Origin of the sequence: Rhizobium sp. TRM96647 (assembly GCF_025780115.1) — a bacterium.
In the GTDB taxonomy this organism is placed as follows: Bacteria; Pseudomonadota; Alphaproteobacteria; order Rhizobiales; family Rhizobiaceae; genus Mycoplana.
Map to the genome: position 1 here is coordinate 313,310 of NZ_JAOXHF010000002.1, position 23,464 is coordinate 336,773.

Annotated in this window: 20 protein-coding genes and 1 riboswitch; of the genes, 11 read left to right on the forward strand and 9 right to left on the reverse strand. The window is 66.2% G+C overall.

The features are described from left to right. Positions 1-15 precede the first annotated feature (15 nt). Complete coding sequence (locus OCK02_RS04440; protein WP_263811763.1) at positions 16-219, reverse strand: hypothetical protein; 204 nt, start codon at positions 217-219, stop codon at positions 16-18. A gap of 312 nt (positions 220-531) precedes the next feature. On the opposite strand from OCK02_RS04440, the gene OCK02_RS04445 reads away from it, so the two are divergent. The 5 genes from OCK02_RS04445 (at position 532) to OCK02_RS04465 (ending at position 6,545) form a co-directional block, all read left to right on the forward strand. Beyond that, the gene (locus OCK02_RS04445) at positions 532-1,080 is read left to right on the forward strand and encodes a LemA family protein (RefSeq protein WP_230802897.1); all 549 of its coding nucleotides are present in this window, start codon (positions 532-534) and stop codon (positions 1,078-1,080) included. 11 nt (positions 1,081-1,091) lie between these two features. After that, entirely contained in the window at positions 1,092-3,035 is a 1,944-nt protein-coding gene (locus OCK02_RS04450) for a DUF2207 domain-containing protein (protein ID WP_263811764.1), read from the forward strand. Positions 3,036-3,102: 67 nt separating this feature from the next. Beyond that, complete coding sequence (locus OCK02_RS04455) at positions 3,103-3,402, forward strand: HigA family addiction module antitoxin (RefSeq protein ID WP_263811765.1); 300 nt, start codon at positions 3,103-3,105, stop codon at positions 3,400-3,402. A 90-nt stretch (positions 3,403-3,492) separates the two neighbouring features. Further along, positions 3,493-5,685, forward strand: coding sequence for a glycine--tRNA ligase subunit beta (glyS, locus tag OCK02_RS04460; RefSeq protein WP_263811766.1), 2,193 nt, complete (start codon positions 3,493-3,495; stop codon positions 5,683-5,685). Between the two features lie 353 nt (positions 5,686-6,038). Beyond that, complete coding sequence (locus OCK02_RS04465) at positions 6,039-6,545, forward strand: DUF523 domain-containing protein (protein WP_263811767.1); 507 nt, start codon at positions 6,039-6,041, stop codon at positions 6,543-6,545. Positions 6,546-6,661: 116 nt separating this feature from the next. On the opposite strand, the gene OCK02_RS04470 is transcribed toward OCK02_RS04465, so the two are convergent. The 3 genes from OCK02_RS04470 to OCK02_RS04480 form a co-directional block, all read right to left on the reverse strand. Further along, positions 6,662-7,171, reverse strand: a complete 510-nt coding sequence (locus tag OCK02_RS04470) for a plant virulence effector HPE1-like domain-containing protein (protein ID WP_263811768.1) — start codon at positions 7,169-7,171, stop codon at positions 6,662-6,664. A 217-nt stretch (positions 7,172-7,388) separates the two neighbouring features. Beyond that, positions 7,389-8,660 (reverse strand): phosphoribosylamine--glycine ligase, encoded by a 1,272-nt coding sequence (gene purD / locus OCK02_RS04475; protein WP_263811769.1) that lies wholly within the window; start codon positions 8,658-8,660, stop codon positions 7,389-7,391. A gap of 172 nt (positions 8,661-8,832) precedes the next feature. Next, complete coding sequence (locus OCK02_RS04480; RefSeq protein ID WP_230802904.1) at positions 8,833-9,075, reverse strand: hypothetical protein; 243 nt, start codon at positions 9,073-9,075, stop codon at positions 8,833-8,835. Positions 9,076-9,220: 145 nt separating this feature from the next. Here OCK02_RS04480 and ubiA point away from each other — a divergent pair, with 145 nt between their 5' ends. Beyond that, positions 9,221-10,189 (forward strand): 4-hydroxybenzoate octaprenyltransferase, encoded by a 969-nt coding sequence (ubiA, locus tag OCK02_RS04485; RefSeq protein ID WP_263811770.1) that lies wholly within the window; start codon positions 9,221-9,223, stop codon positions 10,187-10,189. An 83-nt stretch (positions 10,190-10,272) separates the two neighbouring features. On the opposite strand, the gene OCK02_RS04490 is transcribed toward ubiA, so the two are convergent. Next, a complete protein-coding gene (locus OCK02_RS04490) occupies positions 10,273-10,839 on the reverse strand; it encodes a DUF6101 family protein (RefSeq protein ID WP_230802906.1) in 567 nt (188 codons plus the stop codon). A gap of 299 nt (positions 10,840-11,138) precedes the next feature. Between OCK02_RS04490 and OCK02_RS04495 the strand changes: the two genes are divergently transcribed. After that, the gene (locus OCK02_RS04495) at positions 11,139-13,445 is read left to right on the forward strand and encodes a DUF1217 domain-containing protein (protein WP_263811771.1); all 2,307 of its coding nucleotides are present in this window, start codon (positions 11,139-11,141) and stop codon (positions 13,443-13,445) included. Positions 13,446-13,463: 18 nt separating this feature from the next. Here the strand turns inward: OCK02_RS04495 and OCK02_RS04500 are convergent, their stop codons facing one another. Continuing rightward, entirely contained in the window at positions 13,464-14,909 is a 1,446-nt protein-coding gene (locus OCK02_RS04500) for an FAD-binding oxidoreductase (RefSeq protein ID WP_263811772.1), read from the reverse strand. Positions 14,910-14,924: 15 nt separating this feature from the next. Further along, positions 14,925-15,899, reverse strand: coding sequence for an L-threonylcarbamoyladenylate synthase (locus OCK02_RS04505; RefSeq protein ID WP_263812226.1), 975 nt, complete (start codon positions 15,897-15,899; stop codon positions 14,925-14,927). Between the two features lie 188 nt (positions 15,900-16,087). Between OCK02_RS04505 and OCK02_RS04510 the strand changes: the two genes are divergently transcribed. The 3 genes from OCK02_RS04510 to OCK02_RS04520 all read left to right on the forward strand — a co-directional run bounded on the left by OCK02_RS04510 (position 16,088) and on the right by OCK02_RS04520 (position 19,088). Further along, the gene (locus OCK02_RS04510) at positions 16,088-17,152 is read left to right on the forward strand and encodes a sensor domain-containing diguanylate cyclase (RefSeq protein WP_263811773.1); all 1,065 of its coding nucleotides are present in this window, start codon (positions 16,088-16,090) and stop codon (positions 17,150-17,152) included. Positions 17,153-17,329: 177 nt separating this feature from the next. After that, entirely contained in the window at positions 17,330-17,992 is a 663-nt protein-coding gene (locus OCK02_RS04515; protein ID WP_263811774.1) for a peroxiredoxin, read from the forward strand. A gap of 46 nt (positions 17,993-18,038) precedes the next feature. Further along, the gene (locus OCK02_RS04520; RefSeq protein ID WP_263811775.1) at positions 18,039-19,088 is read left to right on the forward strand and encodes an MBL fold metallo-hydrolase; all 1,050 of its coding nucleotides are present in this window, start codon (positions 18,039-18,041) and stop codon (positions 19,086-19,088) included. A 30-nt stretch (positions 19,089-19,118) separates the two neighbouring features. Here OCK02_RS04520 and OCK02_RS04525 read toward each other — a convergent pair whose 3' ends face one another. Both OCK02_RS04525 and OCK02_RS04530 read right to left on the reverse strand, forming a co-directional pair. Continuing rightward, on the reverse strand, positions 19,119-19,730 hold the full coding sequence (locus OCK02_RS04525) for a DUF6656 family protein (protein ID WP_263811776.1): 612 nt from the start codon (positions 19,728-19,730) through the stop codon (positions 19,119-19,121). A gap of 144 nt (positions 19,731-19,874) precedes the next feature. Further along, positions 19,875-21,476, reverse strand: coding sequence for an arylsulfatase (locus tag OCK02_RS04530; RefSeq protein WP_263811777.1), 1,602 nt, complete (start codon positions 21,474-21,476; stop codon positions 19,875-19,877). Positions 21,477-21,915: 439 nt separating this feature from the next. After that, positions 21,916-22,113: riboswitch (cobalamin riboswitch) on the forward strand. Positions 22,114-22,218: 105 nt separating this feature from the next. On the opposite strand from OCK02_RS04530, the gene OCK02_RS04535 reads away from it, so the two are divergent. Next, positions 22,219-23,463, forward strand: coding sequence for an aromatic ring-hydroxylating oxygenase subunit alpha (locus OCK02_RS04535; RefSeq protein ID WP_263811778.1), 1,245 nt, complete (start codon positions 22,219-22,221; stop codon positions 23,461-23,463). Position 23,464 lies beyond the last annotated feature (1 nt).

Sequence of the window (23,464 nt, forward strand, 5' to 3'; positions counted from 1 at the left end):
GCGTCGTCGCGATCATCATGCCGATATCTCCATGAAGAAGCCTGTGACCGAAGGCTCGAGGCCGTCCGGTGCCGGATGCCCGCCCGTCGGAATCTGGCCGGCATGGGTCTGCAGCGCGCGGCGCACGCCGACCGGACGCTCGGGCACGGCTGCGGCCGTATAGGTGAGGAAGAGGGCGGCAAAGCCGAGGACGTCGAGGGTGAGGGCGAGCTTCTTCATGGTGACGGACGCTGGCTTGGGGCGCTGACTTTGCACGCCGGTCTGGCCGGGTTCGGATGTGGCCTCGGGGTTGATCGAAAGCCCAGTATCGCCACCGCCGGGCGATCGCGCGGTTCCCGGGGGAACAGGCAGCGCCGGCGCGATCCTGTTGAAAGGACAGCGTGAAACGTCCCGTGGGTCGGCGTCGTCGCCGGCCTTGCGACCCTAAGGCGTTTTCCACGGGCAACCGGTGCGCGAAGGGCCGAAGGGGCTTTCCTCCGCCCGCGCGGATGCTAAGGTCGCCGCAATCGGCTCGCCCCTATGGAGGACAGGATGATCGGTCTGGCAATCGCAGCGGTGGTCGCGCTCTACGCGATCATCCTCTATAACGGCCTGGTGAAGGCGCGGCAGGTCAAGGAGGAGGCCTGGTCCGGCATCGACGTACAGTTGAAGCGCCGCGCCGACCTGATCCCGAACCTGGTCGAGACCGTGAAGGGCTATGCCACGCACGAGCGCGAGACTTTCGAGCAAGTGGTGGAACTGCGCAACAGGGCGCAGGCCGTGCCCGCCGGCGATGTCCAGGGCCGCGCCGTCGCCGAGGGCCTGCTCGGCCAGGCGCTCGGCAAGCTCGTCGCGCTCGCCGAAGCCTATCCCGACTTGAAGGCGAGCCAGAATTTCAGCGAATTGCAGGCCTCGCTCCAGGAGGTCGAGGACGAACTCCAGATGGCGCGCCGCTACTACAACGGTGCTGCCCGCGATCTCAACGTCAAGGTCGAGAGCTTCCCCTCCAGCCTGCTCGCCAGCGCTTTCTCCTTTGCCAAGGCGCCCTATTTCGAGATCGAGAATCCCGCCGACCGCGCCGTGCCGACGGTGAAGTTCTAAGGGACCGGCCGATGGTCGCCCGCATCGCCGCCACGCTCCTCCTCCTCCTCCTGGCCATGGTCGGCGCGGGGCGGGCGGAGGAGGTCATCTCCGCCTTCCACGCCGATATCGACGTGGCCAGGAACGGGGAGATCACCGTCACCGAGACGATCACGGTCAATGCGGAGGGCGACCGCATCCGCCGCGGCATCTACCGCGATTTCCCGCTCACCTTCATCGATGCGGGAGGGCGCACGCGCAAGGTGGATTTCGAGATCCTGGACGTGCGCCGCGACGGTGCCGAGGAACCCTATCGCACCGAGAGCGCAGGTCCCGGTATCCGCATCTATCTCGGCTCCGCCGACGTGACGCTGCGGCCGGGGCGGCATGTCTACGAACTGACCTACCGCACCTCCCGCCAGATCCGCTATTTCGACACGCACGACGAGCTCTTCTGGAACGTCACCGGCACTGAATGGGCCTTTCCGATCGCAGCCGTGTCTGCGGCGGTGACGCTGCCCGCCGGCGTCGAGCCGCAGGAGCTGACCTATTTCACCGGCGCCTATGGCGACACCGGCAAGAATGCCCGCGCCAGCGCCTCCGGCAACCGGGCCGAGTTCGTCACCACGCGGAGGCTCGCCCCGCATCAGGGGCTTACGATCGGCGTCATGATGCCGGCCGGCAGCATCGATCCGCCCGGCGCCACGCAGGAGCGGCTGTGGTTTCTCAAGGACAATGCCGGCGCCCTCATCGGCATTGGCGGCCTCGTGCTGGTCGGCCTCTACTATCTGCGCGCCTGGAACAGGGTCGGGCGCGATCCGCCGCGCGGCGTCATGGTCCCCCGCTGGGACGCGCCGGACGGCGCCTCGCCGGCACTGCTCAACTACATCGACAACCGCGGCTTCGGCGGCGCAGGCTGGACGGCCCTGTCCGCAGCTCTTCTGAGCCTTGCCGTCAAGGGCTTCGTCACCCTCGACGACCTGAAGAACGCAATCGTCGTCACCCGCACCGACAAGCCGCTGGACGGAAAGCTCCCGGCCGGCGAGAGCGCGCTGTTGAAGGCGGTCGGCGCCTCCGGGCAGCCCTTTGCCATCGACAAGGCGAACGGCAAGGCGGTGCAGTCGCTCGGCAGCCGCTTCCGCAGCGCCATGGAGGTCGAACACCGCGGCAAGTACTACCGCGCCAACTGGGGCTATGTCGCCGGCGGCGTCGCGCTGTCGGCCGCCTGCCTCGCAGCGTTGCTGGTCTTCGGCCGGCTGGACGAGGAGGGGATCGCGCTGGTGATCGTCCCCGCCGCGGCCGCCTTCTTCCTCTCGGTCTTCGCGACCACTTTCGGCAAATCGCTGCGCGGTGCGCGCAGCCTGTCCCAGCGCATCATGACCGTGCTGATAATCGCCTTCTTCGGCTTCGTCTTCCTCACCGTGTTCGGCGCGGTGCTGGCCGGCGTCGTCGCAAGCGACATCCGCGACGGGCTGCTGCCGGTGCTCTCGGGCGTCGGCGGCATCCTGCTGCTCAACCTGCTGTTCTTCTTCCTGATGGGCGCGCCGACGCCGATCGGGCGGAAGATGATGGACGGCATCGACGGGCTGCGGCAGTACCTGACGCTCGCCGAGAAGGAGCGGATGAACATGGCCGGCGCGCCGGAAATGTCGCCGCGCCACTATGAGACGCTTCTGCCCTATGCGGTGGCGCTCGGCGTGGAAAAGCCCTGGTCGCAGACCTTCGAGCGCTGGCTCGCCACCGCCGCCGCGGGGGCCGCCGCCGCGAGCTACCAGCCCGTTTGGTACGGCGGCCACGGCATCGGCCCCGGCGCCTTCGCCGACCGCATGGGCGGCTTCGCCGGCTCCATGGCCGACACCCTGACCGCCTCCCTCCCGCCCCCGCCCAAGAGCTCCTCCTCCGGCTTCTCCGGCAGCTCCGGCGGCGGCGGCTTTTCGGGCGGCGGAGGAGGCGGCGGAGGCGGCGGGGGATGGTAGGTCTCCAGCCTCGCCTTTGCGGGAAGGCAAAAGACGTCTACCATTGAGCCGAACCGGGGAAGAGACGATGAGTGTAACCAACATGCCTGCGATCCATCCCGGCGAGATCCTCAGGGACCTCTATCTGGAGCCGCTGGACATGAGTGCCGGTGCGCTGGCGAAGCAGTTGAATGTGCCGCGCACGCGCATCGAGCGCATCGTCACGGAGAAGATCGGCATCACCTCCGACACCGCACTCCGGTTGGCAAGATATTTCGATACGACGCCGGAATTCTGGATGAACCTGCAGACCGGCTATGACCTGAAGGTCGAGGCGGAGCGCATGCAGGACGAGATCGACCGCATTCCTGTTCACCGGGCCGCCTGAACGGCGACTTTTCCGCCGGGGCACGGATGACTTTTTGCTTGGGGCTTGCTAAGTCCGCCGCAGTCCAACGATCTGCCAGAAAAGCACCCCATGCCCGATCTCCTGCTTGAGCTCCGTTCCGAGGAAATTCCCGCCCGCCTGCAGCGCAAGGCGGCCGGCGACCTGCGCAAACTCGTCACCGACGCCCTCGTCGAGGCGGGGCTCACCTACGAGGGTGCGCGCGAATACTGGACGCCGCGCCGGCTGACGCTCGACATCCGCGGCCTGAACGCCCGGTCCGCCGACGTTCGCGAGGAGCGCAAGGGGCCGCGCACGGACGCGAACGAGAAGGCGATCGAGGGTTTTCTGCGCGGCGCGGGGCTGGCCTCCATCGGCGAGGCGCATGTCCACAGCGATCCGAAGAAGGGCGATTTCTTCGTCGCCCACATCGTCAGGCCGGGCCGGCCGGCCGAAGAGATCATCGCCGAGGTGATGCCGGGCATCATCCGCAACTTCCCCTGGCCGAAGCCGATGCGCTCGGGCGCGGCCTCGGCAAGGCCCGGCGCGCTGCGCTGGGTGCGCCCGCTGCAGTCGATCGTCTGCCTGTTCGGCTCGGAGACCGAAGAGACGCGCGTCGTGCCCTTCGAGGTCGACGGCATCGTCGCTTCCAACGTCACCTACGGCCATCGGTTCCACGCGCCGGAGCCGATCACGGTACGCCGTTTCGAAGACTATGCCGCGGCACTTGAGAAGGCCAAGGTCATCCTCGACGCCGAGCGCCGCAAGGAGATCATCGCCACCGATGCCAGGAACATCGCCTTTGCCAACGGCCTGGAACTGGTCGAGGACGAGGGGCTCCTGGAAGAGGTCTCCGGCCTCGTCGAATGGCCGCAGGTGCTCATGGGCACCTTCGAGGAGGCGTTCCTGGCGATCCCGGCCGAGATCATCCGCCTGACGATCAAGACCAACCAGAAGTGCTTCGTCACCCGGCCGGCCGGCGGCGTGGGCCTGTCAAACCACTTCATCCTCGTCTCCAATATCGAGGCGAAGGACGGCGGCAAGGAGATCGTCCACGGCAACGGCAAGGTGGTGCGCGCCCGCCTGTCGGACGCCCGCCACTTCTGGACCCGCGACCAGCACGACCTGCCGGATCTGGAGACGCTGGCGGCGTCGGCCGATAAATTCGGCCTCGACCTGAAGAAGCCGCTCGACCAGCGCATGGCCAAGCTCGACGCGCTGGACGTCACCTTCCACGCCAAACTCGGCACGCAGGGCGAGCGCGTGCAGCGCATCCGCGCGCTCGCTGCCGAACTCGCCAAGGTCACCGGCGCCGATCCGGCCCTCGTCGACCGCGCCGTCGTTCTCGCCAAGGCCGACCTGCGCACCGAGGCCGTCGGCGAGTTCCCCGAACTCCAGGGCATCATGGGCCGCAAATACGCTCTTCTGCAGGGCGAGGACCCGGCGGTCGCCGAAGCGATCGAGGATCACTACAAGCCGCAGGGCCCCTCCGACCGCGTGCCCACCGACCCGGTCGCGATCACCGTGGCCCTGGCCGACAAGCTGGACACGCTGACGGGCTTCTGGGCCATCGACGAGAAGCCGACCGGATCGAAGGATCCGTATGCGCTGCGAAGAGCGGCGCTGGGTGTCGTGCGGATCTTACTGGAGAATGAGCTTGATTTTGATATCGTGTCACTTACTTACGCTCATGCTGTTCGTTGCAACTATCCATCACCGATCGACTTAGCATTTGAATTGGCGCAATTCTTCAGCGAACGCCTGAAAGTTCAGCTTCGTGATGACGGAATTCGTGCAGATTATGTCGACGCAGTGTTTGACATGGGTATGTTGAGAATGGATCAGAAGCCCGGCATGGCAAACGTCAAGAGCATACTTTCGATAAGCCGGCGCGCTGATGCTCTTAAGATTTTCCTCGACACCGAAGACGGAAAGAACCTGCTCGCGGGCACCAAGCGGGCGACGCAACTGCTCGCCGCCGAAGAGAAGAAGGGCACGGTGGTCGCCGACGGCGTTTCCGTCGATCTCTTCCGCCTGCCGGCCGAGAAGGACCTGAACGAGGCGATCGTCATCGCCTCGCGCGAGGCGGCCGCGGCCGTTGCCGGCGAAGACTTCCGCTCGGCCATGGAGGCGCTGTCGAAGCTGCGCGCGCCGGTCGACCGGTTCTTCGACGACGTGCTCGTCAACGACGAGGACGCGGCTATCCGGGCAAACCGGCTGGCCCTGCTCGCCGCCATCCGCGCCGCCACCGGCACGGTCGCCGATTTCTCGAAGATCGCCGGCTGACGACGGGAACGCAGACGCCCAACGCATATCAAGACGCTGGCGGCGAGACGGATCTACCCTCCCCTGAGGGGGAGGGTCGGAGCGAAGCTCCGGGGTGGGGTGATCCGCCGGGGATACGGGTGCCGGGTGCCGGCGCTCACCGGTCGCGAGGCGCCCTTCACCTAACGACGCCTCAAGGCGCAGGCGGCCATCGCCGCGCCGTCGCAGTCCCCCCACCCGCCGCCTTGCGGCGACCTCCCCCCTCAAGGGGGAGGTGGTTGCGCAGCGTGAAATACTTGAGGACCGACCGCAACGTGGCACCGCACGGCCAGCAAACAGACCGCAAACAGACCGTAACTCGGGAGACCGCGCGCATGACCGGCAAGATCCTGATCAGCGCCTGCCTCATGGGCCAGCCGGTCCGCTACAATGGTTCGGCGCGGCCGCTCCTGCATGAGGCGGTGGCGCGCTGGAAGACGGAAGGCCGGCTCGTCGTCTTCTGTCCGGAGCTTGCCGGCGGCTTCCCCGTGCCGCGGCCGGCGGCCGAGATCGCCGGCGCACGCGACGGCAATGCCGTGCTGGACGGCGTGGCGCGCGTGGTGGAGCGGTCGGGCCGGGACGTCTCGGACGGCTTCGTCGACGGTGCGCGCCGGGCGCTGGAGATCGCGCAGGCGAACGGCTGCCGCCACGCGCTCCTGATCGACGGCAGCCCATCCTGCGGTTCGGGCTTTCTGTATGACGGCAGCTTTTCCGGAAGGCGCCACGCGGGCGAAGGGGTAACGGCGGCCCTGCTCAGGCGCCACGGCATCGCCGTGTTCTCGGACCTCGAGGTGGATCGCCTGGCAGAAGCCTTGTCCGCGGACGATGCCCCTTCCGAATAAGGCTTGCGCCCCTGCTTCTCTTCAGGGGCGCAAGACATCCGCGCCCGATTGCGCAGGGCGGATGCCCGATCAGTCCTGGAGGGACCGATGGGGCAGGGAACCTTAAAAATATAGGGTCAGTTCAGCCGAAGTTCAAATGTCGACGGATCAAGCTCGCGTGAGGCGGCCGGCTGGCCGGCCGCTGCCGCGGTCACCGCGACCGCCGCCACGCTGCTGTCCAGCGCGCCCGTCATCGCTGCCGTATCGATGGCGGCCATCGGCTCGTCGGGCGTTTCGACCGGGGCCTCGGCGACCGCGTCCTCGGCCTGTTCGGGCGCCTTGGTGACGAACACCACCGGCGAACCGCCGAACCAGGCCTCGCTGCGGAACATCCGCCGTTCGCCGTCGATTTCGCGGATCTCGACCTTCTGCGTGCCGGGCTCGAGCTCGGGGACCACATAGGAGTGGCCCTTTTCCGCCACCTTCAGCGGCGGGCAGTGCGCGCAGGAGATCGTGGCGACGCTGCCCCGGCCCTTGCTGCCGGAGGCGACCGGCTCGATGGAGGACGCAAAAGCGGGTGCGGCAAGAAGGACGAATGCAAGGGCCGGCGCGATGGAAGGCCTGATGGACGGCATGAGGCTGCGCATGCGTGGTTCTCCGTGTTGCGCCGCGTCGGCGGCAGCGGCACCGCTTCGTTCCGGCGCAGGACCGGCGGGAGACGGCAACGGTCCCGCATAGACGCCATGCACCAGGGTCGATGCAAAGACTATGCGTTTTCCGTTACCTTCCGGTCAGGAGAATTGGTAAAAATTGAATGAGGCGCGGATTTCCTGGCGCTGTCGCGCAGGCGCGATCGGGCGTCGTTCAGGCCTTTTCGCGCGCGACCGCCCGCCAGCCGATGTCGCGGCGGCAGAAGCCGTTCGCCCAGTCGACCCGGTCCGCCAGCGCATAGGCGCCGGCCTGGGCTGCGGCGACGGTGGCGGCGACGGCGGTGGCGTTCAGCACCCGCCCGCCGGTCGCAACGAGCCTGCCGTCCTTGATGCCTGTGCCGGCATGAAACACCTTGGTGGCCTCGCCGTCGGCGGGGATGGAGAGGATCGGCGTATTCTTGTCGTAGGAACCGGGATAGCCTTTCGAGGCGAGAACGACGGTCAGCGCCGTCTCGTCCTTCCATTCGGCCGAGACCGTGTCGAGCCGGCCGGTCGCCGCCGCATGCAGAAGTGGCAGCAGGTCGCTCTTCAGCCGCATCATCAGCACCTGGCATTCCGGATCGCCGAAGCGGACGTTGTATTCGATCAGTTCCGGCCCCTTGTCGGTGATCATCAACCCGGCGAAGAGGACGCCGGAAAAGGGGTGGCCGTCGGCGGCCATGCCGCGGATCGTCGGTTCGATGATTTCCTTCATGGTCCGCTCGACCAGCTCCGGCGTCATCACCGGGGCAGGGGAATAGGCGCCCATGCCGCCGGTGTTCGGGCCGGTATCGCCGTCGCCGACGCGCTTGTGGTCCTGTGCGGAGGCGAGCGCGAGTGCGTTTTGTCCGTCGCAGAGGCAGAAGAAGCTCGCCTCCTCGCCGTCGAGGAAGGCTTCGACCACGACCTCCGCTCCGGCCGCGCCGAAGGCGCCGTCGAAGCAGTCGTCGATCGCCGAAAGCGCCTCGTCCACCGTCATCGCCACGGTTACGCCCTTGCCGGCCGCCAGGCCGTCGGCCTTGATGACGATCGGCGCGCCCTGCTCGCCGACATAGGCGCGGGCGGCGGCGGCATCGGTGAAGCGGCGATAGGCGCCGGTGGGGATGTCGTACTTGGCGCAGAGATCCTTGGTGAAGCCCTTGGAGCCTTCGAGCTGCGCTGCGGCCGCGGACGGGCCGAACACGTCGATGCCGTCGGCGCGGAGCCGGTCGGCGAGCCCCGCCACCAGCGGGGCCTCGGGGCCGACGACGACGAAGGTCACGCCGTTGTCGCGGCAGAAGGCGGAGACGGCCGCATGGTCCTCGACGTCGAGCGGGACGAGCGTGGCGCATTCGGCCATGCCGGGATTGCCGGGGGCGGCGAAGAGTTCGGCGAGCAGCGGCGACTGGGCCAGTTTCCAGGCCAGCGCATGTTCGCGTCCGCCCGAGCCGATCAACAGAACCTTCATTGCCAAATCCCCAAACGCCATCGTGCCGGCGACCCCCGGCCGCGTTCCCGCGGGTTAAGCGGGCGGGGGCGAAAGGTCAAGGGCGACGATGCCGGCGACGGGGCAAAGGCGGTGGGAAAGCGGACTTGTCCGCAAGGGGGGAGACGTCCCCCCGTCTCAGCGAAAGGTGGTCTCAGCGAAAGGTGATGGTCGCGCCCTCATGGCCGGCGCCGTTCAGGCCGGCGAGTTCCGCGTCGATCAGGTGCAGGTCCTGGTACCAGCCGTATTCGAGCGACAGCGCGTTTTTCCGGGCGGCCCTGCGAAGCGCACATGCGGCGTTGCGCAGATGCTCGAGCTTGGCGATCTTTTCGCCGCGGCTGAGGCCGACGTCGTAGCGGATCGCGTTCAGCTTCAGTTCCATCATGCTCGCGTTCATGAACGTCACTCCTGTCGTAAAATCTGGTTGAGCCGGGGCAGAAACGCGATACCGGCGATTTCGTTCCGAGCGCTTCTGCGTTTGCCGGTTGTATCCTCCCCGGATCGGCGCTTGACGCGAAGCCGGCAGGCTGCGAACCAGAGACATGAGCACCAATCCTTCCGATTCCGGCCCCTCCGATTCCGGTCGCGTGGCCGATGCGCCGTCCGACAACTGGGTCTATCGCGTCCTGCCGCGGTCGCTTTGGCCCTACGCCCAGCTCGCCCGCTGGGACCGGCCGATCGGCTGGCAGCTCTTGATGTGGCCCTGCCTCTGGTCGGCGGCGCTGGCGGCGAACGTCGCGCGCGCGCAAGTGGCCTATTCCTTCTCGCTGTTCGTCTGGCATGTGCTGCTCTTCGTCATCGGCTCGATCGCCATGCGCGGCGCCGGCTGCACCTATAACGATCTCGTCGACCATGAGATCGACAAGGCGGTGGCCCGCACCCGTTCCCGCCCGCTGCCGTCCGGCCGGGTGTCGCGCGGCCAGGCCAAGCTCTTCATCGTGCTGCAGGCGCTTGTCGGCCTGATCGTACTCCTGCAGTTTAACACTTTCTCGGTGGTGCTGGCGCTCGCCTCGCTGGCGGTGGTGGCGGTCTATCCCTTCGCCAAGCGCTTCACCGACTGGCCGCAGCTCTTTCTCGGGCTGGCCTTCTCCTGGGGCGCGCTGATGGGCTGGGCGGCGCAGTTCGGCTCGCTGTCGCTGTCCGCGATCGCCCTCTATGCCGGCGCCGTCGTCTGGACCATCGGCTACGACACCATCTATGCCCACCAGGACAAGGAGGACGACGTGCTGATCGGGGTGCGCTCGACCGCGCGCCTGTTCGGCGATCGCACCCGCCCGTGGCTGGTCGCCCTCTACGGCCTCACCATTCTCCTGGTCGGCCTGTCCTTCGCGCTCGCCGGCGTCGGTATCCTCGCCTATGCGGGCCTTGCCGTGGCAGCCGCCTTGCTTGTGTGGCAGATCGTGACGATCGACATCGACGACGGCGAGCAATGCCTCGCGCTGTTCAAGTTCAACGGCGTCGTCGGCCTGATCGTCTTCCTCGGCCTCGTCGCGGCGCTCGCTTTCGCCTGATACCGGCAGCAACGAAAAGGCCGCCCCGAAGAGGCGGCCTCGTCGCATTCCGGGTGCCCAGATGCCCCCATTATGCTTTTGTCTCAGTTGCGCGCGATGATTTCGTCGCCGTTGATGCGCATCATCAGGCCGAGGTCGCCTTTGGAGCGGCGCACGAGGAAGCGCGGGCGCCGGTCGGCGAAGTAGGAATGGCGGCGCCGCTGCCGGGGCGGACGGGCGGGGATCGCGCCGAGATGCATCTCCAGCGGGCGGGCGACGCCGTCGGCTTCCACCATCAGCATCGGGATCTTGTAGGCATCCGACCAGCTGCGCCAGTCGGCGGCGATGTCGCAAAGGTCATGGGCGACGAGCAGCGGAATGCACAGTTCCGGATCGTCATGGTGCAGTTCGAGCGTCACGGTGACCTCGCCGTTGCCATGGTCGATGGCGCGGGCGGCAACGCCCTTGAAGGCGCGCGCCGGCAGTGCGATCGACAGCGGCAGGCCGCTGGAGGGGAGGATCTTGCGCATCACCGCGCCCCGTTCGTCCAGCGTGATGGTCACGTCACCGGTGGTGTTGCGCATCGCATAGCTGATCTGCTGGGGAAATCGCCTGGGATCGAGCCTGAGCGTGCTTCCGGCCCATGCCGGCTTGGTAACGGTGTTCAGCATTGTCTTTCACCCTTGTCTTCCTTGAGAGCAGGTTTCCCTTCTCCACGGGACTTTCCGTCCTCTGTGTCGGGAAGCTTAGGGGCGGCGCGTTCCGGGCGGCTTAAAAATCGCGGTTAAGAAAGCTTTGCCCGGGCGGATGGTTAGCAAATGCCGGAAGCGCAGGGTTTCCGTTTGGTGAACGCCCCCGGAGGCGCCCCCGAAAGCCCCGGGCAAGCGAACCCGGTCATGATCGCGGAGGTTACATGCGCGCGCGTGCGGCTCGATCGGTCGCCGCGCCGATGCAAAGGGATATTTTGGGGATGCTTTCGACCTATACGAGCTACAATCTCGTCACCCGAGACTTGCTGACGACGCTCAACCGGAAGTCCGAGGAAACCATCAACGCGCGCGAGGCGCAGTACTATCGCGACAATATCGGCAAGGTCTCGACGGTCGACGAGTTCCTTGGCGACTACCGCCTGTTCAACTATGCGATGAAGGCCTACGGCCTCGACGACATGGCCTACGCCACCGCCTTCATGCGCCAGGTGCTGGAAAGCGACCTCTCCGACGAGAACAGCTTCGTCAACCGGCTGACGGATACGCGCTACCGCGAGTTCGCCCAGGCGTTCTCGTTTGCGGAAGAGACGGCGGTCGCCCAGTCGGATGCGCAGATGGACGACATCATCGGCCTCTACACGGCGGCGATGGCCAATGCCGGCGCCGTGCAGACCGAGGAGACGCGCTACTACAACATCGTCATCGACAGCGTCACCAATGTCGACCAGCTCCTGAACAACGACCGCCTGCGGGACTACATGTTCTCCGCCTTCGACATCGATCCCGAAACCTATTCCCGCGAGAAGGTCCGCGGCGCGCTGACGAGCGACCTCGACGACCCGAACAGCTACGTCAACACCACCTTCGGCGCCCGCATCACCGAACTGTCCGGCTTCGTCCAGGACGCCCGCGCGCAGATCAACAGCGGCAACCTGTCGGCGGCGGAAAAGGCTTCGCTCGAGACGCAGATCAACCGCTGGAACTCCGAGATCGTCAGTGCCGGCAGCTACCTGGCCCTTGCCGCCGCCTACGAGTTCAGCGAGGACGGGACGCTGCCGGCCGGCACGCTGGCCCAGACCGCCGAGCAAAAAACCGCGACCAACGAGGCCTACATCATCTCGGGACCGCGCCTGACATCGGCCGGGGCGCTTCTGAACCAGGCCTATTTCGAGGAGGCGATTTCCTCGATCACGACCGTGGACGAGCTGCTTGCCGATAGCCGCCTCAAGGAATACATCCGCACCGCCTTCGACCTGAACGACGTCACCGTGGTCAATGCGACGCTGGAGAACATCCTGACCGACGACCCGGACGATCCGGCGGGATACATCCAGACGTTCGGCGGCAACGATGCGCGCTATATCGCGCTGAACAAGGCCTTCAACTTCCAGGCCGACGGCACGCTCACGGCCGGAGACAGCGCGCAGACGGCGGCGCAGACCGCGTCGACGGGGTCGAACTACATGAGCCGCTACAACGACAAGGACGACGAAGCCGACGAGAAGCTCATCAGCCGCTACAAGATCGAAGCCGACGCGATCGAGACCGTGGCCGACTTCTTCTCCTCCACGAATGTCTACGATCTGGCGCTCCAGGCCTTCGGCCTCGATCCCGATGCCGAATCGACCTACCGCATCAAGCAGGTGCTGCTGAGCGATCTCAACGACCCGAAGAGCTACGCCAACCGTCTGGGCGACGAGCGCTATATCGAGCTGGCCAAGGCGTTCAATTTTGACGCCGACGGCAACATCGAGCCGCCCACCCTGGCCCAGAGCGAGGCAGAGATCCAGGTGGTAACCCGCGCCTATGTCACCGCCGTGTCCCGCTTCGGAACGGCCGAGGACAAGGAAAAGGCGGAAGAGGAAGCGAGTTATTACGCGGCCCAGATGCAGTCGATCTCGTCCGTCGAGGAACTTCTGGCCGACGAGCGGCTCGTCAACGTCATCCTGAAGGCCAACGGCGTCGACCCGGAGACGGTGCCCGAAGGCTTCATGGAGCAGATCTTCGCCTCCAATCTCGACGATCCGCAGAGCTTTGCCAACCAGCAGGCCGAACGCCGGTACCGGGCGATCGTCGCCTCGTTCAACTTCAACGCCGACGGCCTCGTCGAGCGGCCGGAGGAAACGGCGATCCAGTCCCGCCGCGGGATCTACCAGACGATCGACAACTATATCCGCCAGGCGGTCGAGACCGATCAGGGCGCGCAGAACCCCGGCGTCCGGCTGGCGCTCTACTTCGAACGCAAGGCGCCGACGCTCTCGAGCGCCTACGACATCCTCGCCGACGACGCCCTCTACGAGGTCTTCAAGACGAGCTTCGGCATCTCCGACGAGGTCGGCAATGCCGATATCGATGCCCAGGCCGAGATGATCAAGCGCCAGATCAACCTGGAGGATCTGCAGGATCCCGAATACGTGAAGAAGATGATCGTCCGCTTCGCCGTCCTCTACGATCTGGAAAACAACACCCAGACCTCGTCGGCGGCCACCATCCTGGCCGGCGGAACGCAGAGCATCAGCGCCGACACGCTGCTGAGCATGGCGCAGCTGCGCGCGGGCGGGGCCTGACGCGCAGGCTGCGGGCTGCTACCGCTCCGCCCGCAGCACCTTGTCCGGGTTCATGATGCCGGCAGGGTCGAAGGCGTGCTTGATGCGGGCCATCAGCTCGATCTCGATCGGCGCGCGCACCGCGGCCAGCTCGTCGCGCTTCAACTGGCCGATGCCGTGCTCGGCCGAGATCGAGCCGCCGTATTTCAGCACGATCCCGTGCACCACCGTGTTCACCTCCCGCCAGCGGTCGAGGAAGGCCTGCTTGTCGGCGCCGACCGGCTGGGAGATGTTGTAGTGGATGTTGCCGTCGCCCATGTGGCCGAAGGAGCAGATCCGCGCGCCGGGGATCATCGCCATCACCGCTTCGTCCGCCTCGGCCATGAAGGCGGGAATGCTGGAGACGGGAACGGACACGTCGTGCTTGATGGATCCGCCCTCCGGCTTCTGCGCCGGCGACATGCTCTCGCGCATGTGCCAGATGGCGCGGCGCTGGTCCTCGCTGGCGGCGATCACCGCGTCCTGCACGAGATCCGCCTCCATCGCCTCGGTCAGGAGCGTCTCGACCATCATCCGCGCCGTCTCGGCGGAATCGGAGGTGGAAACGTCGATCAGCGCATACCAGTCGTGCCGGCTCGATAGCGGGTCGCGGACGCCGGGGATATGGCGGGTGGTGAAGTCGATGCCGATCCGGGGCATCAGCTCGAAGCCGGTGAGGGCGCCGCCGCAGCGCTGCTGGGCCTTGTCGAACAGCGCCAGCGCCGCCGTCACCGAGCGAAGGCCGGCAAAGGCAACCTCGTGGCCGGCCGGCCGCGGAACGAGCTTCAGCACCGCACCCGTGATCACCCCGAGCGTGCCTTCCGCGCCGATGAAGAGGTCGCGCAGGTCGTAGCCGGTATTGTCCTTCTTCAGCCGCCGCAGCCCGTCCCAGATCTCGCCGGTCGGCAGCACCACCTCCAGCCCGAGGCAGAGCTGGCGCGTGTTGCCATAAGCGAGCACAGCAGTGCCGCCGGCATTGCTGGAGAGGTTGCCGCCGATCTGGCAGCTGCCCTCCGAGCCGAGCGACAGCGGAAACAGCCGGTCGACGTCCTCGGCCGCCTTCTGGATGTCGGCGAGCACGCAGCCGGCGTCGGCGACGATCACGTTGCCGACCGGGTCGACGTCGCGGATCCGGTTGAGGCGTGACAGCGACAGCACCACGTCGGCCCGCCCCTCGCGCGGGATCTGCCCGGCGACGTGGCCGGTATTGCCGCCCTGCGGCACGATCGCCGTACCGGTCTCGCTGGCGAGCTTCAGGATCGCCGAGACTTCGGCGACGCTGCCGGGCCTGAGCACGAGCGGCGTCGTGCCGTGGTAGAGCCCGCGCGATTCCACCAGATAGGGCGCGACGGCGGCGCCGTCGGTCAGCGCATGGGCCGAACCCGTGATCGCCGAAAAGCGGGCGAGGAGATCGGCGTCCATGATCGTGTCGTGGGTCGTCGGCATGCGTGATCTCCTGCTTCAGCTCCGCGGCGCGGCCGCCCGTTCGAGCCTGTCGTTGATGGCTTCGCCAAGCCCCGTGGCCGGGATCGGCGCGAAGGCGATCATGCGCGCGCCGGTGGCGTCGGCCGTCTGCATGTAGCCGAAGAGGTTGGCGGCCGCCTCGCGCAGGTCGCCGCTTGGGCTGAGGTCGAGCACGATCGCGGCCTGGTCCTCGCCGGGAAGCTTCGTTCCGCCGAAGCGGATCAGCGCCTCGCCGGGGGCGACGTCGCGCGCGTTCAGGCGCACGCCGGCATCGGGGGCATAGTGCGAGGCGAGCATACCGGGCGCCTCGATCGCAGCCCCCGGCGCCGAGGGCCGGATCACCGTAAGCCCGGTCAGCCTCTCGATGTCGTCTGCGTCGAGCCCGCCCGGCCGCAGCAGGCGGATCGTGCCGTCCTCGACCTTGACGATGGTGGATTCGACGCCGACGGGCGTCGGGCCGGCATCGAGGATCAGTTCGATCGCAGCACCGAGGTCCGCCTCGACATGGGCGGCACGCGTCGGGCTGATCCGTCCGGACGTGTTGGCGCTGGGCGCGGCCAGTGGCCGGCCGAACGTCGCGAGAAGCTGCCCGGAAAAACCTGCCGGCACCCGCAGGCCGACCGTATCGAGCCCGGCGCGTGCCAGCGGATGGATCGGCGTGTCCAGTCGCACGGGCAGGATCAGCGTCAGCGGCCCCGGCCAGAAGGTCTCGGCGAGTTTTCGCGAAAGCGGATCGAAGACGGCGTGCCGCTCGGCCATTTCGAGATCGGCGACATGGCAGATGAGCGGATTGAACTGCGGCCGGCCCTTCGTCTCGTAGATGCGGGCGATCGCCTGCGGGTTCGTCGCATCGGCGGCAAGCCCGTAGACCGTCTCGGTGGGGATCGCCACTGGAAGACCGCGACCGAGCACTTCGCTCGCCCGTTGCAGGGCGCGATCCGTCTCCGCGGCCGTGTCGATTATCTCTGCCATCTCGTCCATCTTCGCCGTTTCCGGCCCGCTTTAGCGTCTTTGGCCGGTGCCTGCCAAGGGCGAATGAGCGTCGCACGCGCCCTGCGTGCGGCGATCGTGCCCGCTGCACCCGATCTGCCCCCGCGTTAGATGCTTCGTAACCGATCGCTGATAAAACGGGGCGGAATACATGGGTGAGGCTTGTGCACATGAACCAGAGGAAATCCTCCACCAACGACGTCGCCTTGCGTGTCGCGACGGCCATGCAGCAGATGGGCATCGACGGACTGCCGCGAAACTACGAGCTCGTCTACGAGGCCTATGCTGGCGTCAATCCGGAGCTGGTTCGCGATTTCATCGCGCTCGGGAAGTTCAAGACGCAAGCCGCACTGGACGAGCTCGGTCGCAAGTATCTCCCGCATCATCACGAAGAATCCGTGCTGCAGCGTTCGGCGGGCGCCGTTCGCGACGAGATGACCAATTTCATGGCCCTGCTGCAGGAGGAGAAGACCTCGCTCAGCGACTACGGCCGCCTGATCGGCGAGGCCTCGCAGGCGATCTTCTCCGGCGACCAGGGCTCCGCCCAGGCGCTCGGCAACTCGATCGAGCGGCTGCGGCAGGCGACTGAACGGCAGGCCACCCGCAATGCGGCGATGGAAGCAAGGGTCGCCAACCAGTCCGAGACCATGGACACCATCCAGCGCGACCTCGCCGCCTTCGAGGCCACCAAGTTTACCGATGCCGCAACCGGTCTCGGCAACCGCCGTGCCTTCAACAAGGCCGTCGCCAAGGTCTACGCCAATCCGGAGCTGCCGCTCCCCTGCGCGCTGGCGGTGGTCGAGGTCGATGTCGGCAAGCGCTTCTCGCCGATCCAGGTCGACGCGCTCAACGACTATCTGGTCCGCCACTACGGCAGCCTGATCAAGCGCACGACGCCGTCCAACGACGTCGTCTGCCGCTTCGACGGCTTCCGCTTCGGCTTCCTGTTTTACACCACCGACGAGACCGAGGTCGGCAGGCTGATGACGCTCCTGCGCACCGCCTTTGCCGCCGCGACGCTGAAGCATCCCGAGACGATGCGCAGCCTCGGCAGCCTGACCTTCTCGGCCGGCATCTGCATGGTCGGCTCCGCCGGCAATGCCTTCGATTTCGTCAACCTGGCCGAGAAGTCGCTGCAGCAGGCGCTGGCCGCCGGCGGCAACCGGATCGTCCTCCACCGCGACAGCGAGGCCGGCGGCGAGGGCAAGGACTGGATGCTCTACAGGGCCGGTTGAACCACCCTGTCACGGCCGGTCGAAAACCCGCCAAGGTTGTCGGCCGGGCGTGAATTTACCGTTGCCTATCCCTCGTTTTGGTGCCACTTTCCTGCCCCGGGGCGACACGCACGTCCCGCAGCCATGTGCGTCCACGATGCGCGACGAGAGGCTGCCATCTTGCGACAGGAGGTTGCCGTGACACTTGCGCTCAACGACGTGGCACCGGATTTCAGGGCCGAGACGACCGATGGTCCGATCCAGTTCCACGACTGGATCGGTGACAGCTGGGCCGTGCTCTTCTCCCATCCGAAGGACTTCACGCCCGTCTGCACCACCGAACTGGGCTACATGGCCCGTATCAAGCCGGAATTCGACCGCCGCGGCGTCAAGATCATCGGCCTGTCCGTCGATCCGCTCGACCGCCACGCCGGCTGGGCCGACGATATCGAGGAGACGCAGGGCCACGCGCCCAATTTCCCGATGATCGCCGACGTCGATTTCGCCGTCTCCAAGGCCTACGGCATGCTGCCGGCCTCGGTGTCCGGCGATCCGACCGTGCGTACGCCGGCCGACAACCAGACCGTGCGCAACGTCTTCGTGGTGGGACCCGACAAGAAGATCAAGCTGATCCTGATCTATCCGATGACGACGGGACGCAACTTCGACGAGGTGCTGCGCGTCATCGACAGTCTCCAACTGACCGCGAGGCACAAGGTCGCGACGCCGGTCAACTGGCAGAGCGGCGAAGACGTCATCATCGCCGGTTCCGTCTCCGACGACGACGCCCGCAAGCAGTATCCGGACGGCTGGCGCGCGCCCAAACCCTATATCCGGATCGTGCCGCAGCCGGGAAGCTGACGCCGTCGTCTTTCCCGCAAGGCATGCTTGTCGAGTGGAGGGACAGATGATCTTCCGACAACTCTTCGACAGCGTTTCCGGCACCTACACCTACCTCATCGCCAGCCGGGCCGGCGGTGAGGCCCTCATCATCGACCCCGTGCTGGAGAAGGTGGACCGCTACCTGAAGCTGGTCGAGGAGCTCGACCTGAAGCTCGTCAAGGCGGTCGATACCCACCTGCATGCCGACCACGTCACCGGCCTCGGCGCCCTGCGCGACCGCACCCACTGCGTCACCGTCATGGGCGAGCAGACCGCAGCCGACGTGGTCTCGATGCGCGTTGCCGAAGGCGACCGCGTCGCGATCGAGGGCCTGAGCCTCGACGTGCTCTATACGCCGGGCCACACCGACGACAGCTATTCCTTCCTGATGAACGGCCTGATGGGTGGCCGGGTCTTCACCGGCGACACGCTCCTGATCCGCGGCACCGGGCGCACCGATTTCCAGAACGGCGATCCCCGGCAGCAATATGATTCCATCTTCAACAAGCTGCTGCGGCTTCCCGAGGAGACGCTGGTCTATCCCGCCCACGACTACAAGGGCGATACCGTCTCGACCATCGGCGAGGAGAAGCACTTCAACCCGCGCCTGCGCGTCGGCTCGGTCGACGAATATGTCGACCTGATGAACAACCTCAACCTGCCGAACCCGAAGATGATGGACGTGGCCGTGCCCGCCAACATCCGCGTCGGCCTGCACCAGGACGAGATCGCAAGGCGCGGCTGGGCGTTGACGGCCAGGGAGGCGCTGGCGCTGCACGGCAGCCCCGGAATAGCGCTGGTCGATCTGCGCGAGAAGGGCGAACGCGACAAGCACGGCAGCATCCCCGGCGCGCTGCATGCGCCCTATGCCGACCTTGTGGAGAATATCGGCGAGGGCGGTGTCCTGCACGAGCTGGCGGCGGCGACCGGCAGGCGGATCGTCTTCTATTGCGCCTTCGGCGAACGTTCGGCGATGGCGGTGGAGGCAGCGCAGGCCGCGGGTCTCGCCGGCGCCTGCCACATCGAGGGCGGAATGGCCGCCTGGAAGAGGGCGGACGGTCCCGTCATCCGCTGACGCGCGGCGCCGATCCCGGCCGCGCAGGGCTCAGATCGCCCGGATGATCTTGCGCAGTTCCTCGTCGCGGGCGCCGAGCAGGAGCACGTTCTTCATCGCCTCCTTCGGGTCGGGCGTGTGGAAGAGAATGCCGTCGTCGCCGACCTTGCGGTTGATCTCCAGCCGTCCCTCTTCTTCCGAGGGGCTGATCGCGACGCCAAAGTACATGCGCTTGAATTTCGGGTTGATCCCCGCAAAGAAGCGTTCGCCGTCACCGATCTCGGAATAGAAGTTGGCCATGTAGAACGACCATTGCACGTCCTCGTGCTGCGGCAGCCGGGTGCGCGAGACCGTCACGTGGCAGTATCCGAGATGCGGCATCGAGGCCAGCGTGCGGTGGAAGATCAGCTTCGGAAAGCGGATCGAGCGGTGGAAGCCGTTGATGCGGTCATGGGTGACCGTGCCGGCCTGCTCGAGCTTGCGCCTGGTCGCCTCGGCGACCTCGCGATGGGAGAGATAGCGCTTCTCGGTCTCGTTCCACTCCCGCCGCTCCAGCTTCCCGGTCCGCAGGAAGTCCGTATAGGCGACCGAACGGCCGCGCTGGGTCCGTTTGTAGGCAACGGCGTCGTAGTATCTGAATTTCGCTGCGGGCGTGGCTAGCACGGGAAGGCTCCGGAAGCATGGCAGTCTTGCCCGGATCATGCCCGCTTATGGTTAACGCCGCCCTTATGCCGAAGTGCCGGTCTCGGATTTGCCCGCCTCAAGACCCGGCCGCCGGGGAAGCGGCCGGATCCGGTCGCATGGCCGTCAGTCGCCGCCGGCGCCGCGCAGCTGCGCCTCGATCTTGCTGAGATTGAACGAGCCGGGCGACTGGCTCGGCGGATAGTCCTTCATCGTCTGCAGGAACTGCGCTGCCAGGCCCTGGATCGGGACGATGATGAAGACCCGGTCGAGGAACCAGTCGTTGTAGGTGTTGGAGTTGTGCTGCGCCTTCTCGAACGGGTCGCGCCGGAGATTGAAGAGCAGCGGCACCCGCAGCTCGGTGAACGGTTCGCGCCAGACGCCGAAGGCCTCGCCACGGTTTTCCAGGAACACCGCCTTCCAGTCGTCGTAGCGCGCCGCCACGACCTGCCCGTCGTCGTTGACGTACCAGAACTCGTGCCGCGGCGACTGGTCGACCTTGCCGCCGAGATAATCCAGCTGGTTGTAGCCGTCGATATAGTTGCGGTAGCTGCGGCCATTGAGTTCGACGGTGTTGGCGAGTTTCGTCTTGATATCCGGTTCGCCGGCGATCGCCGCGAAGGTCGGCAGCCAGTCCTCGTGCGCAACGATGCCGTTCAGGGTCTCGCCTGCCGGGAAGCGGCCTGGCCAGCGGGCGAAGGCCGGCACACGGTAGGCGCCCTCCCAGTTGGAGTTCTTCTCGCTGCGGAAGGGTGTCGTGCCGGCGTCGGGCCAGGTGTTGTAGTGCGGGCCGTTGTCGGTCGAATAGAGCACCACGGTATCCTGCGCGATGCCGAGGTCGTCGAGAAGCTTCAGGAGCTCGCCGACATGCATGTCGTGTTCCACCATGCCGTCATGGTATTCGTCGCCGCTCGGGCCGGAGATCCCCTTGTTCTGCTCCTTCACGTGGGTGCGGAAGTGCATGCGCGTGCCGTTCCACCAGCAGAAGAACGGCTTGCCCGCCTGGTTCTGCCGGGTGATGAAGTCCTTGGCCGCGGAGAGCGTCTCCTCGTCGATCGTCTCCATCCGCTTTTTCGTCAGCGGCCCGGTGTTCTCGATCTTCTGCGTGCCATCCGGATTGGCCCAGCTGTGCAGCACGCCGCGCGGGCCGAACTGCTCCAGGAAGGTCTTGCCGCTCGGCATGATCCGGTCGCGCGGATAGTCGCGGTTCTCAGGCTCCTCCTCGGCGTTGAGGTGGTAGAGATTGCCGAGGAACTCGTCGAAGCCGTGCATGGTCGGCAGGTGTTCGTCGCGGTCGCCCTGGTGGTTCTTGCCGAATTGTCCGGTCGCATACCCCTGCGCCTTCAGCACCGTCGCTACCGTCACGTCGGTCTTCTGCCAGCCCTGCGGCGCGCCGGGCAGTCCGACCTTGGTCATGCCGGTGCGCACCGGCACGTTGCCGCCGAGAAAGGCGGCGCGGCCGGCGGTGCAGCTCTGCTGGCCGTAGTAGTCGGTGAACGACAGGCCTTCCTCCGCGATCCGGTCGATGTTGGGCGTCCGGTAGCCCATCATTCCCCGGCTGTTGGCCGAGATGTTCCAGATGCCGATGTCGTCTCCCCAGATGACAAGGATGTTGGGCGGCCGGCTGGTGGAAGGCGTCGCCGTTTGCGCCTGTTGCTGTTCCTGGGCTTGTGCCGGCGATCCGGTGCCGCCGAGCGCCGCGGCGGCGGCAAGCGTTGTTCCTGCCATGAGCACGTGCCGGCGGCTCAGGGCCGGCTCGCCGTCTTCAAGTGTGCTGTTCGCGTCGTCACATCCGTTTTCGGTCCCCATCGCTCACCCTCCCGTGATAGCTCGACGTTTCTGCTGAATGACATGCTGATTGTCGGTGCTGATTGTCGGTCCGAGCGCGTCTGTCGCCTTCTCCTCTACGTCAAGGCGGATCGCGTGAACGCTCGCGCTATGCAAGGCTATCATGAAACAACGCGGGCTGCACTGTGACCATGGTGGCGCAAAGAGACTATCTGCCTCTTTTGCGATCTTGCCGCCTATTTGTTGGTCGAAACACCTTGGGCTGTTTTTCAAGTATATGAAATATATAAATTATTTCGAGTTCGCGCCTTCGTCTTCGGCTGTCGCCAAAGCGGAAGGCGACGTCGCATTTGGGCGACTGGAGCGCCGGCCTTTCCGCTTAGATGAAGAGGCTCAAGGTGCTGCCTCTCTAGGGAGGGCGGATAATTGGGAAGCCGGTGAAAATCCGGAGCTGCCCCCGCAACGGTAAGGGAAGAAATCGCGGCAAAACGCCACTGAAGCAATTCGGGAAGGCGCCGCGCGGTCCGCAGAGGACATCTCCCGAGCCCGGAAACCAGCCTTGGAGAAACATGACGTGACTGGCTGCGGTGGGCGGCCGGGGGCGCAGCGAAGCCATGTCTTCATGCTGGTCGGCCTCGATCCATGCCCGCTTCAGACGAGCAATGCTTTTGAGGAAGCGGCAATGGATATCAGCAGCGACGTACTTCGCAAGATCAGGAACCGGCGCGAGGGCTACAGCCTCGACCAGGCCTTCTATATCGATCAGGACTATTACAAGCTCGACCTGGAGACGATCTGGTATCGCGACTGGCTGTTCGTCGGCCACGACTGCGAGATCCCGCGGGCCGGCAATTTCTTCACCCTGCAGGTGGGCGACTATCCGGTCGTCGTCACCCGCGACCGCCAGGGCACGATCCGCGCGCTGCACAATTCCTGCCGCCATCGCGGCTCGCGCGTCTGCACCCAGCACAAGGGCGCGTCCGCCAAGCTCGTCTGCCCCTATCATCAGTGGACCTACGAGCTCGACGGCACGTTGCTCTTCGCCCGCCACATGGCCGAGGATTTCGACAAGAGCCAGCACAGCCTGAAGAAGATCCATTGCGAGACCGTCGGCGGCTACATCTTCATCTGTCTGGCCGACGAGGCGCCGGATTTCGCCCCCTATCGCGAATTGGCCGAACCCTATCTCGTCCGCCATCGCCTCGGCGAGACCAAGGTCGCCTTCGAGAGCACGATCGTGGAGAAGGGCAACTGGAAGCTCGTCTGGGAGAACAACCGCGAGTGCTACCATTGCGCCGCCAACCATCCCGAACTCTGCCGCACCTATCCGGAGGCCCCGAGCGCCACCGGCGTCCAGGGCGCCAAGGACGATCCGGTCATCGCCGGTCACTGGGAAAAGTGCGAGGCGGCCGGCCTGCCGAGCGAGTTCCGCATGTCGCCTTCCGGCCAGTTCCGCCTCGCCCGCATGCCGCTGATCGCAGACGCCGAGAGCTACACCATGTCGGGCGCGCGCGCCGTCCGCCGTCCGCTGTCGTCCGACGTGCAGGAGAGCCATATCGGCACGCTCCTGATGTTCCACTACCCGACCACCTGGAACCACGTTCTGGCCGACCACGCCATCACCTTCCGCGTCCTGCCGCTCGGCCCCGAGCTGACGCAGGTGACGACCAAGTGGCTGGTCAGCAAGGATGCGGTGGAAGGCATCGACTACAATCTCGACGAACTGACCCACGTCTGGACCGAGACCAACGACCAGGACCGACAGATCGTCGAGGAGAACGCCTTCGGTATTCGTTCCCCCGCCTACGAGCCCGGCCCCTATTCGCCCGAGGACGAGGGCGGCGTGATGCAGTTCGTCGAATGGTACTGCACCTTCATGGAGCAGCGCCTTCAGGGCGAGAAGCAGCCGCTGGTGCGGGTGGCCTGAC